Source organism: Leptolyngbya sp. GB1-A1 (assembly GCF_039962475.1).
Lineage (GTDB): Bacteria > Cyanobacteriota > Cyanobacteriia > Elainellales > Elainellaceae > Leptolyngbya_A.
This window is the reverse complement of the sequence record NZ_JAMPLI010000084.1, coordinates 1-11,667: the sequence shown is the minus strand read 5'-3', so window position 1 is coordinate 11,667 and position 11,667 is coordinate 1. Positions and strand designations below refer to the sequence as shown.

Annotated in this window: 13 protein-coding genes and 1 pseudogene; 9 read left to right on the top strand and 5 right to left on the bottom strand. The window is 43.6% G+C overall.

Annotation, left to right across the window (positions count from 1 at the left end):
* Positions 1-356: pseudogene (locus tag NDI45_RS29325) on the bottom strand (TIGR00341 family protein); the annotation flags it as partial.
* A 488-nt stretch (positions 357-844) separates the two neighbouring features.
* On the opposite strand from NDI45_RS29325, the gene NDI45_RS29320 reads away from it, so the two are divergent.
* Positions 845-1,222 (top strand): hypothetical protein, encoded by a 378-nt coding sequence (locus tag NDI45_RS29320; RefSeq protein ID WP_348249894.1) that lies wholly within the window; start codon positions 845-847, stop codon positions 1,220-1,222.
* A gap of 460 nt (positions 1,223-1,682) precedes the next feature.
* On the opposite strand, the gene NDI45_RS29315 is transcribed toward NDI45_RS29320, so the two are convergent.
* Positions 1,683-2,747, bottom strand: a complete 1,065-nt coding sequence (locus NDI45_RS29315) for an S-layer homology domain-containing protein (protein ID WP_348249893.1) — start codon at positions 2,745-2,747, stop codon at positions 1,683-1,685.
* Between the two features lie 382 nt (positions 2,748-3,129).
* On the opposite strand from NDI45_RS29315, the gene NDI45_RS29310 reads away from it, so the two are divergent.
* Entirely contained in the window at positions 3,130-4,053 is a 924-nt protein-coding gene (locus NDI45_RS29310; protein WP_348249892.1) for a YihY/virulence factor BrkB family protein, read from the top strand.
* A 603-nt stretch (positions 4,054-4,656) separates the two neighbouring features.
* Here the strand turns inward: NDI45_RS29310 and NDI45_RS29305 are convergent.
* Both NDI45_RS29305 and NDI45_RS29300 read right to left on the bottom strand, forming a co-directional pair.
* Complete coding sequence (locus NDI45_RS29305; RefSeq protein WP_348249891.1) at positions 4,657-5,142, bottom strand: hypothetical protein; 486 nt, start codon at positions 5,140-5,142, stop codon at positions 4,657-4,659.
* Positions 5,105-5,350, bottom strand: a complete 246-nt coding sequence (locus NDI45_RS29300; RefSeq protein WP_348249890.1) for a hypothetical protein — start codon at positions 5,348-5,350, stop codon at positions 5,105-5,107. Before NDI45_RS29300 ends, NDI45_RS29305 begins: the two co-directional genes overlap by 38 nt.
* Positions 5,351-5,442: 92 nt before the next feature.
* Here NDI45_RS29300 and NDI45_RS29295 point away from each other — a divergent pair, with 92 nt between their 5' ends.
* The 7 genes from NDI45_RS29295 (at position 5,443) to NDI45_RS29265 (ending at position 10,822) form a co-directional block, all read left to right on the top strand.
* A complete protein-coding gene (locus NDI45_RS29295; protein ID WP_348249889.1) occupies positions 5,443-5,877 on the top strand; it encodes a hypothetical protein in 435 nt (144 codons plus the stop codon).
* Between the two features lie 57 nt (positions 5,878-5,934).
* Complete coding sequence (locus tag NDI45_RS29290; protein WP_348249888.1) at positions 5,935-6,312, top strand: hypothetical protein; 378 nt, start codon at positions 5,935-5,937, stop codon at positions 6,310-6,312.
* Between the two features lie 47 nt (positions 6,313-6,359).
* Positions 6,360-6,830, top strand: coding sequence for a hypothetical protein (locus NDI45_RS29285; protein ID WP_348249887.1), 471 nt, complete (start codon positions 6,360-6,362; stop codon positions 6,828-6,830).
* 38 nt (positions 6,831-6,868) lie between these two features.
* Positions 6,869-8,122 carry a Y-family DNA polymerase gene (locus NDI45_RS29280; RefSeq protein WP_348249886.1) on the top strand — a complete coding sequence of 418 codons (1,254 nt, stop codon included), beginning with the start codon at positions 6,869-6,871 and terminating at the stop codon, positions 8,120-8,122.
* 813 nt (positions 8,123-8,935) lie between these two features.
* On the top strand, positions 8,936-9,802 hold the full coding sequence (locus tag NDI45_RS29275; RefSeq protein ID WP_348249885.1) for a JAB domain-containing protein: 867 nt from the start codon (positions 8,936-8,938) through the stop codon (positions 9,800-9,802).
* A gap of 436 nt (positions 9,803-10,238) precedes the next feature.
* A complete protein-coding gene (locus NDI45_RS29270; protein ID WP_348249884.1) occupies positions 10,239-10,544 on the top strand; it encodes a DUF6876 family protein in 306 nt (101 codons plus the stop codon).
* Between the two features lie 119 nt (positions 10,545-10,663).
* On the top strand, positions 10,664-10,822 hold the full coding sequence (locus NDI45_RS29265; RefSeq protein ID WP_348249883.1) for a hypothetical protein: 159 nt from the start codon (positions 10,664-10,666) through the stop codon (positions 10,820-10,822).
* A gap of 56 nt (positions 10,823-10,878) precedes the next feature.
* Here NDI45_RS29265 and NDI45_RS29260 read toward each other — a convergent pair.
* The coding region (locus NDI45_RS29260) for a hypothetical protein (protein WP_348249882.1) at positions 10,879-11,667 on the bottom strand (789 nt) is incomplete at its 5' end.

Below are 11,667 nucleotides of genomic sequence, written 5' to 3'. Positions count from 1 at the left end.
AGGGCGGCATACCCTAAAAAGCCCTTCCAGGAGCCAACGCTTTGTAATCCCGACAAAAAAACTTCCACCGGACTACGAGGCTCAACATTCGTAACCTGTTCTGCAGCTTGATTAGCAGGTGGATGGAGTGCCATGACCCCAGAAGGCAGCAGGGTAATGTGGACATCCGGCAAACTTTCCAATTGCCTGAGGAAATCCTCAACTTTGCGGTTAGAGATATAGACAATCACTAAATCCAGGGCATGATCGAGGCTATTCGCTTCAATCTGAACCAGATTCACGCCCTGATGATCTTTGGCAATATTCAGGACATCCTTGCCGTGTCCTTGTGGAACCTGAACGATAAGTTGCCGCATAATACCCTCCTGCTACTAACCATCTCGTACTGCTAAGAAATTCGATCTCTAGCTAAGGGAAGATTGTAGAGGCATGTTTTTTGATAATGGAGAGGATGACAGTTCATTTCGTTTAAATTCAATCACCTGTGACTGGTGGATAAATTTTAGGACTAACAGATTTCACTAAATTTCTGCACAATTTCTCCACCTTTTAGGAATACGCTCTTATTTTAAGGAGAATATTTAATTCCCTAATTCGTTACAGACCCTATGCCTGAACGGGTGCAGATTGGTCGATTTGCACAACACCACTTTATGCAGCTCGAAGAATTACTCTACTGCTCAAGGAAACACAGCGATGTTCCACGTAAACTAAAAAATCTCTGGAAGGCATAACACTTAGGCTCAACCTAATCAGTGCTTTCACTCGCTTATCGCGCCTGATTTGTACTGCTAAACTATCTAACCTCTGCCCTGGCTAGTGATACTTAAGAGAAGGAGAAGCAATGCGTTTGCTCAAGATCTTGTTGCCGATCGCGGCACTGTCATCTGTGCTGTTTATCTTTGTCGATCGAGTCCTGGCTGAGCCATTCAATCCGAACGAACTATACGACGGACTCATTTTTGAAAATCTTTTCACTTATATGCCGCTACAGCATAATCTCATTTCACATATTCTGACCCTGGGTTATGCCGCGCAGCTTGTAGGTCTGGTTTATTTTATTGCAACCCTGAGCAATATTGCTCTGCGCTATCGCTTGTTTATCGCCTGTTTTATGCTTTCTCCTAATACCTGGGGTGTTGTTCCGCGACAATTTATTTATACCGTTGCCGATATCACTTCTAAAGTATTCTACGGCGCTATTCTCAGATACATTACCTAACGGAGTGAAGCTCTGGACTTTGAGCCTGTTATGGCAACATTACTTTGATCAGGCAATTCATAGTGAGGGGAACCCGATGCGCCCTGCTGTATGCATTGGATGTGGATTTATATTTTGTTAACAGGCTGCGAGTTTATTACACTCGACATCAGTATTGCGCTTTCTCAATCTCAGCAAATTGAATAACTTCAGCAGCAAACCCGGCAACTAGAACAGCAGACTCAGGCATTAGATCGATTAGCAGACTCGGTGGGAAAGCTGACGAATTTACCTTGGATACCTTTATTGGGCGATTGAGGAAGTAGGCAATATAGCTGTTCCTGATTGGAAGCTTTTATTCAGACCACACCAACTTCCTGGCCTGTGTTGAAAAATTGGAACCCCTAAATACCGAAATCTAGGGGCTTTGAGCAGTTTTCAAATGCCTTCACAGCTAATCCAGGCAATTGTAGTTACCCGATTATGGCTTCACTACAAACTGTGCGGTTTCGCCTGTATTGGGTAGCGGTTGAAGCCGTCCTTGATCGACCAAGGCTTGATGAATAAATGCAGCCACTTCTCCGCGAGTTGCAGCACGGTTAGGATTCAGCAGATTGGTTTCAGGATAATTCACGACGATGCCTGCTTGGGTTGCCCGTGCCACATCATCAACCGCATATTGAGGAATTTGATCGGCATCTGCATAGTAGTTGGTTATAACAGTAGATACAGGTTGCTGAGGTTGTGCGGCGTTATTGGCAGGGGCAGTAGTTTGGGCAGTGGTTGCAGGGTCAGGCGTTGTGGCAGCAGGGGTAGCAGCCTGAGTTTGGGCAACGGGAGCCGTTAGACTTCTGGCAAGGGCGCGTGAGGCGACAAAGGGCTGCATCAGGGTTGTCATTGCCATCGGATACATGGCAAAAGGACGGCGATTTCTCGCTTTGCGCGTCGGTTGTCGGGTATTTGCAGGTTGAACAATTGCACTAGCTTGCGGAGTAGTATCTAAGTTCTCTGCATTCGTCTGCGAAGCGTTACTGGCTTGTGGTTGAGTTGCTGGAGTTTGGGCAGATTGAGCATCGCTCAGATTCAAGTTTTTAGCCAGGGAAACTAAAACTTCTGCTCTGGTAATTCCCTGTTCTGGCCTGAAATAGCCGCCTGGATAGCCCTGCATAAATCCCATTTCATACGCTTCTTCGATTGCCGAAGCTGCCCAGTACCCTTGAGGCACATCCTGATAGACGCTGCCAGTAGGAATTCTGCGCTCTGCAGCCTGGTTAAATGCCTGGCGTAAAATTGCAGCATATTCATCCCGATTCACTGGAAGTTCGGGCTGGAATGAGCCATCCAGATATCCAGCGACAATCTGCTGCTGTGCCAGTCGTTCAATAAAAGGCTGTGCCCAATAACCTTGAGTATCTGGAAAGACTGTTCCAGGATCTGGAGAAGTAGCAACGGCTGTCGAAGGAACTAGCGGAAGGATTGCTCCTGCGGCTAATCCAGTAGTAATCACGGCTACTCCAGCAATGGACCATCGTGAAAGTTGTAACATACATTTCTCCTGTCTGATAGCTTCTCTTGTGAATCAGCCTAACAAGGATAATTTTTCAGCTTCTCTTTCGAGCGATAGAAACAACAGAATTACAGACGCTATTTGGCAAAAAAATGGCAATGAAAATTTTGGTAATGGCAGTTATATCAAGAATAATTTACTGTACACTGCTAAAATAATTATTATAGAAGTATTGTTTTATTAAATAAGATAAATTTAAAAGGTGATTTATCAAGCAATAGTCTTAGTACCCGCAGCAGCAATTTACAGAATTGGCTAACCCATTTTTTAAGTGAACAGCTGATAGTAAGTGTATAAAAAATTAGGTTTGTGCCACCTGTAGGAGGTATTGCACTCTAGTAAGGAACCATCAGCGGGAGAAATGCTCAAAATCCGGAAAATTCGTCGATTGATTAAGGGAACGATCGCTGAGTGGCAGAAACAGGACGTTTCTCTGCTGGCTTCGGCACTGGCATACTCAACCGTTTTTTCGATTGCACCCTTGATGATTCTGGTAATCATGATTCTGGAAGCAATTTTTGATGAAGCAATGGCAACAGAGCAGATTGTCACCCAGCTCACCAACCTAATGGGGACAGAGGCGGCGAAATTGGTAGCAACTGCAATTACCAATCTGCAGATGCAAACTGGACAGGGAACAGTTCAGCTTATCTTTAACCTGGGCTTTTTTGCTTTTGGCGCAACCAGCGTTTTTTCCCAAATTCAAAATTCCCTCAATCGCATTTGGGACGTTCAGCCAGTTCCCAAGCGACGAATTCTGCAATTTCTGCGGAAGCGGCTGTTATCCTTTGCGATGATTCTGGTGATTGTCTTTCTGCTGCTAGCGTCTTCGATCGCCACTACAACGCTTGCTGCGATCGTGGCAACGCTGAACCAGTGGGTTCCGGGTTTGGGCAACCTCTGGCAGATTTTACAGTGGCTCGTCTCCTTTGGCATTGTTTTTGCGGTGTTCGCTGCAATTTACACGATTCTGCCGGATATCGAGATTCATTGGCGAGATACTTTGATCGGAGCCATGATTACAGCAATTCTGTTTCTGTTTGGACAAGCTTTATTTGGCATCTTTCTCAATCAGGTTAATATTGGCTCTGCCTATGGCGTTGCAGGCTCTTTTCTCATCGTCATTTCCTGGATTTTTTATGCAGCACAGATTTTGTTTTCAGGAGCCGCATTCACCAAGGTTTATGCTCGGCAGCGAGGTACACCAATTACACCCTCTGAATTTGCTGTATCTACTTCTGATCCTGATCAAGGTTATATTCAGTCACCCTTTAAAATGCAGTAAGAATAGATTCATTTTTTTAGCGAGTACACCACAGCCACAAGGCTCTTAAATCCCTTACTGGTATGCGTTGGTAGAAGAGCAAATCCAAACACAACAACATACAGCGTAAGAGCTGAGGCGATGACAAGCTCTCTTCCTGAGCCAGTTCAACAAAGCGGGAAACTAAACTTGTTTTTCGATAGGGGACTTAACGCCGGCACTCCCTCATACGTGAAGAAATCTCCTGCTATATGCCAAAAATAGCCCCAGCCAAGCCAGAAGAGTAGGGGGATTCGTGCTACTGTTCCATACCCTATAAGCGTAAGTCCTATAACTGGAGCATGAATAAAGCCCCTGTGCCCAAGCAGGAGATTCAAAGTTCCTGAAATTGTGAGCGTGATCGCGTCAAGCATCCTAGCAGCTCTCCAGGGCAGAAAACGGCTTAGTATCTCGCCTGGTCATGTGATCGCGCCTTCCCCGTCGATGTCAGGCAGAAGTGAGCCTACAAGCATAAGGAGTAGAGCGGGGGCTGTAGGCGTAAGCTCAGGGTGAAGTCTTGAAAAGGTAATGGTTGAAGAGAGTCCAATAAGGATATGAGCCGGGGAGGTCATAAAAACAAAAAAATCATGTAGCAGGTTGTAGGGAGACCCAGAGCGAACAGTTTTCTGATGTGTTCTCTTTCCCTTCAGAGGTAAGCCAATTAAGGTACTGGAAACGATCAAACTCTACAATGTAGGGCTTAAATGCTTCTTTTCTAAGTGCTTGAAAGATTACATACATGAGTGGTCTATAGATCATGACTGATTGAAACTTTGAAGCATCTTGAAAGAACTCTTGAAAATCCTCTTCACTTACATAGTGAATAACAGGGACAGTTAAGGCTTTCTGCTCTTTGGCATTCTCTAAAGCTTTTCTTACACTCCTTGCCATTAAAGTTATAAGCCTCAAGAACTGAATCCAGTGGGTGTAAGAAATATCAAATGTACCGTTTCTGTAGTAGTCTATTCGTGCCTCTTCGCTTTTTAGATATACAGATAGGGCGTATGAGTTTAGAGAGTAATCGCTCATAAGCTCATTTAGTTTCCTGCACCTGTTCTTTTCTAAAGTCATCCTCCATTCTCTCCATAAACCGCTTTGCAGACCAGCCGGAAATACGCCAAAGGAGCAGAAGTTTTTCAACGTTTAACGCTTTTTTTGAGCGTTCAAACTCTAGGTATCGCTCAACAGTCTTAAAGTTCATCAACTTCGCCATCTTGTAGGGATTAAGTCCTTTCTCTTCCCTAATCTCTCGTATAAAAGTGAAAAATATTTCGTCCATTTGAAAAAATAGTATTGCATACACCGACATTTCGGTGTATATTAAATTCTCTTAATAAGATTCAATATCAAAATAAATAAAGAAATAATGTAATGGATCAGTTAATCATTAATATCACTAAAAAAGAATACTTTCATCCTCGTTTAATAGGAATTGAAGGGTCAGCATTAAATCAGCTTGCAGGAAGAGCAGAAGGTGAAAGTATCCGTAGGAATACCATTGATATATATCCGTCTACTCCTCAAGCTCTGTTCATGCTTGTACTTACTTCAGATCACGAGAGCTATAAAGCAGCAGGAATGAGTGAAAAAACTATTGGTCGCTGGGCAGGTGATCAGGTTGCTGTGATTTCTGAGTTTTCTGATGATATGGAAGATTCAGCTCTTTATGATGAGTACTACAAAGGGCATAAGTACCACGATATTTCTCCACTGGTCAGGCTCATGTTTGAGGCAACACTTCCCATTAAATACAGTAAAGATCATTATGATCGATATGTATTTAATTGGCGGCAGGATGATGATTAATTGAATGCCTGTAATTTTGGTAGCTATAACATAACTCAAGAAACTATAAAAAATATTATGGAAGACTTTGATACATTTCAAATCAAACGGACAATTGATTGCTTAGAAAACTATATTGAGAGTGATCGTTTTGAACAACTGACTTTGACTTTTAATCACGCTGCTGCCAAAAATAACTTTGATGCTAGTAAAATTGTTCACGAGCTTTGTATTTATTTGAAAGGAATGGGATTACCGTATGATCCTGAATACCAGAGACCGAGAGCAACTTTAGGTGTACAAGCGCTTTCACGCTTAGACTATGGGCATAATGCCCTTCACTATTTAAGTCAAAACAATATTGAGGGCGCGCTGTCGGCAGCATCAGCATCTTGGGGTTTTAATAAAGAGAAGATGGAGATTTTTGCAGCTAAATTTTTAGCACTTCTTCAATGATGATGTGTCTAAAGAGTAAGAATAAAAGAGAAAAAACGGCTTAAGTAATGACTAATCTTGTACACTACACAATAAATACTGGGCATACACACAACTTGAGACCTAAGGTTATTCAGCCAGAAACAAGGGAGCTACTTCTTCCAATTGCAGAACGAGCAGTCTTATCAGGAAGCATCTCAGAATTACTTCCTAAGCAGTGTGATGGCTGCTCCATTAAGATCACAGCTCAAGCTGGGTCTGCTCTCTTTGATATCTATGATCCAGAAAGAATGATGCTTACATTTAATGCTGTTGCCTGGTCTTCAGCAAAAGAATCTGAATTATGGGGTATGACTCAATCAACGTATAAAGAGGTTTCTAAGAGTTTAGGGCTTCCAATCAGCACAACTGAGATGCCTTCTTCGCTTCCCTGGCTTACCACCTTTACGTTTCCTAATCCTGTAATTTTTTCTCTTCCGTGGTTTGCTGACTTTGAACAGTGCTTAGCAATAATGCTGATTGAAGCAAGTAAGGAATAGTTTGCAACAGAGAGCTGCAAAGTGGTATCTAACCACTTATGACAGTAGCCCTTGTTGATTGCAATAACTTCTACGCATCGTGTGAGCGTGTTTTTAATCCTAAGCTTTGGGGAAAGCCCGTTGTTGTGCTTTCAAACAATGACGGCTGTGTGGTCGCACGAAGTAACGAAGCTAAGGCATTAGGAATTAAAATGGGTACGCCCTTCTTCCAAGTGCGAGACCTGGCGGCAAAACAGCAGGTGCAAATTTTTTCAAGCAACTACACACTTTACGGGGATATGTCGAGACGGGTCATGGATATCCTTTCTTCCTTTGTCCCTGATACAGAAATTTACTCAATCGATGAAGCGTTCCTATCACTCAAACGATTCAAGAATATTGACCCTCACCATATAAGAGCAACGGTAAAGCAGTGGACAGGGATTCCGGTTTCAATTGGGCTTGCTCCCACAAAAACACTTGCTAAGGTCGCAAACTCAATTGCCAAAAAATCAAGTTCTGGCGTGTACTGCCTTCCAGAAGAGGGGAAGGAGCTTGAAGCACTTCTTTCAAAGATTGAGGTAGAGGACATCTGGGGTATAGGACCGCAGAGAGCACTATTTCTTAGATCGCATGGAATTCAGACTGCTCAGGAGCTACGGCTCTGTAACGATCACTGGGCAAGAAAGCATCTCTCCATCATGGGACTTAGAACAGTGCTTGAGCTTCGAGGGATACCCTGCATACCTATCGAGCTTGCGCCGGCAACAAAAAAATCTATCACCTCCTCACTGTCCTTCGGGCAAAAAGTGACTGCCTACAAGGAGCTTGAGGAATCTGTATCGTTTCATGTTGCTAGAGCTGCTGAGAAGGCAAGGCGTTATGAGCTTGCAGTAGAGGCACTGGTAGTCTTTATCCAGACCTCTCGCTTTAGGCAGGATAAGCCGTACTACGGGAACTCTCAGACCGCTATTCTCCCTTACCCCACAGCCTACACACCGGACCTTCTGAGAGCTGCCCTAAAAGCCTTGGAGGGCATTTACCGGGAAGGTTGCGAGTATGCCAAAGCAGGAGTTATTTTCACAGGTCTGGTCTCTGCTAAATGCCTCCAGACAAACATCTATGAGTCAGATGAAACCTTTCACGGAGACCAGGCACTTATCAAAGCAATTGACCAGATCAACCGGAAGAAGGGGAGGAACACTCTGTTCTTTGGAAGCTCAGGGATTGATCGGGCATGGAAAATGAGGCAAGAGCGGCGATCACCGAGGTACACAACTCAATGGAGTGAGATTCTAACCGTCCACATTTAACAATGCTCTATCTCAGCTCCATCCATTGCTTGCGGAGTCTCGGTCTCCGCAAGAGCGGATAATCATCATGAATAATTCTGTGCTGAACCATAAACCTCCTAAGCGTCAGTCTCTCAGTAGTTAAGCCTCGATTCCCAAAGTAAAGAGCCTTTTCAATTCTGTTCCAGGTGAGATCTCCATCAATCGGTCGGGTATCACTGGCAATTGGAGGTTCCTTGTAGCGTCGTATGTAGGCTTTGATGAGTGATAGAATTCGCTCCTCAGTCAAAGCCTTTTTTACTGTGATTTTTGGGGTGCGTTTTGATTTGTATTCCCGTATGCCTGCTTGAATAAGCAGTTGTGAAAGGGAGCTGCCACCTGGTAAGCCTCGTCCTCCTTCCCGTAGACATCTATCTAAATGTGAAAAGCCTTGAGTCTTTGCAGTCGGAAGTTTCCCAGTACTTTCATAGTACGCTCGTGCTTTCTCAATAATGTACTCATCAGTCAGTTCAAAATGTTTGTGCCCCATAATTGAACAAAATAGCCCTTAGAAACTTGGTGGTGAGCGGTGAAACGTCAGCCTATCGGCTGGCTGTAATATTTGGGGAAAAGGGGGACACCCCCTGAAACTTGTCAAGGTGGAATGCAAGCGTATCCCATCTTCCGCACTGCGTTTGTGCAGACGGGAACCCTCCACTTGCATTCCACCTTGACAAGTTTCTCCCCCGCAATCTCTTTAAAAAAAAGGAAAGTGTAACCACTTTCCACTCATTCAATTGACCGTTGCACGAGTGGGGTGGTTACACAAAACGAAAATAATAAGGAGATTACATTATGACTATTCAAGAAAAAACAAGTCAAGAAAAAAACAACGAAACAATTATATTCACACAGACTGCAAGCAGAAAAAAAGTAGTAAAAGAAGGCGGAAATATAATCAAACTGCCCGAAGATGTTGTACCGTTCTTAAGATTTATCAAGGACAAAAAACAAGAGCATTTTGTAATTGTAACTTTAAGCGCATGTCAAAAAATTATTGCAATTCGCACTATCACAATTGGGCTTGTAAATGTCTGCCAGGTTCATCCTAGAGAAGTGTTTGCTGATGCCATAACTGACAGAGCAGTTTCTATCATTGCTGCTCATAACCATCCATCTGGAGACCTTACCGTGAGCAGGGAGGACAAGCAGATTACAGATAGGCTTAAGGAATCAGCAAAGCTTTTAGGAATTCATTTTCTAGACCATCTAATCATTTCAAAAACAGGGTTTAGGTCAATTGAAACCGGATATGAAGATATAGAGTTCTTTCGACGGAAGAAAACCGAAAATCCGCAGCATGTTATATCAACTGAGCAATTAGAAAATATAACGGCAAGGCTTAACCGCAAGTATGAGCGGTCACAGAAATGTTATGAGTACAGCAAAAGTATGTATGAACCTTCTGAAGCAGTAGCAGGAGAAATTTATCAAGAAACAATCAGTATATTGCAGCAAAAAGCAGGTGCAAAGAAGGCTTTGACCGAAGCTGAATTGAGCGAGGTAAAAACGAAACTAAAAGATATGTATGAGCATTATTCAAGTGAAGCAAACGCTTTATACAACTCTGAAGATCAGTTTCTACTACTCGAATCTAATTACATTTCGGCTAAGGCTGATATTTGTGAGGAAGTGATAGAGCTGCTTGAGAACTACAACTAGCCTTGTGAATGTGCCCTTACGGGGCACAGGTATTGATACCAGGAAAGAAACTTTTGAAAAAAATTGACCCTGCAATGCAGCAACATCCAGGGTCGTGTTTTTTTTGCGTAGTTCGCCAACTCAAACTTTAATACAAAAAACAATATGAAAACATACGTTTTTTGAAGTGACCCACAGAATACAAAATTCCTAAGAAACAGTCAACGAAATTCATTCTGAAAACTCCCCTGCCTGCCGTAAAATGCCAAGGATTTATCAACAGGAAAACTGCGTAATCCTATTGATAAATCCTTGCGAATTATCCACAGAAAAGCTCCTCTAGCGGGGGAATCCTGACATCCCCCAGTGGTCGCTATTTCTATGGATAATTCTTGTCTACCCCATCCCTAACCCTTCCCCTTGGGGGAAGGAACACACCAAGCCAGCAAGCTGGGTCGTGCTTCAAACTTTAATAATAAAAAAACATACTATGATTACACAACAAAAACTTAAAACATCAGACTTACATCAATTTACTGGAACAGAAAAATACTATCTCCATGCTACACAAGGATATGTATTCACTGAGGGAGTAAGACATTTAGCAATAGAAGGGAAAGCGTTCTGGCTACTTTCTGCAATCTGGTCATACCAGAATACAGAGCTTTTTCAGTATGATAGGGCACTTAGAGCAATTCAGTTTTGGAAACTTAAAGTTGATGTTGAAAAAAATCTGGTGTGCTCACTTGCGAAAGAGATTTGAATGACATAGTTGTAACTCAAAAAATAGACAACACGGATTTCCCGTTACCAGAGGTTACAATTTACGTTCAGAATGGAACGATGTTACTTCCTTCTGAATATTAATAGGAGGGATGAAATATGAAATATAACCCTGAAGACATTCATCTTGAAGAGTTAGAAAAAGATTTATTTGAAGAGCTGGAAATAGTCACAGAAGAACGGGATCTCTTAAGAAAAGCTTTCTGGATGTTAGTAACTTTACTTATTGGTTTCATTCTCGCTGATCTATTTGCATAAGGAAAAGGCTTTTGAAGGGTTAGATTGTAGGTTTTTTTAGGGCTGTACCTATACCCCTACCCGGTACAGGTACAGGGTTTTACGGTTGGTTTTTTATTGGGTTTTCCTTGCAATTTCCCGCAGAAAATCGTTGATTTTCGCAGGAAATTGGGGCATACTACTTCGGCACACCAGTAAATCGGCTGCTCGTATTTCGGCTTCGGGTTCCTCAACCACCCAAACGCCGACCGCACGATTGCGCTCCCTTTATCGACTACGCTTTTCTCTGTACTGATGGCGCGTCGAATCACCGTCACTCGCCGACCTCCTACCCCTTTCGAGTTCGGTGACAAACACTGTCGCTTCACCAGACAGCTCTGACATAACCTCGGTCTGATCCCAAACTGGAGCGCCAGATCGCCATTCTCCTTCTGCTTGCGCGTCCGCTGGTACATGGGATATCCCGCCGGGCACAGCACCGTTTTCTCATCCACAATCCGGAAATCTTCGTTCCCAAATCGCTTCCCTTTCCCTAAACTCCGTCCCCATTCCGTGGAAACCTCCAGCGGTCCGTACCGATCCACTTCCACCGCAGGGGTTACCGTTGCTGCCTCTCCAGCAGGAGTTTGTCCGGTCGGAATTTGTTCAGTAGGGGCTTGTCCGGCTCCGGTTTGAGCAGAGCTATCTTGCTTCACTTCCCCAGTGCGTTCCTGCATAAATTGCAGCGATGGTGGCAAAACGGGTTGGGGTACGGGGCGATCGCCCCCTAAACTCAACTCCAGCCCATCATCTGGTTCTCCTTCTGCCCAGATCGTTTGCCGCACTGTCTGTGCTTGCTGCCACCCCATCCACAACCGCCAGTTCCA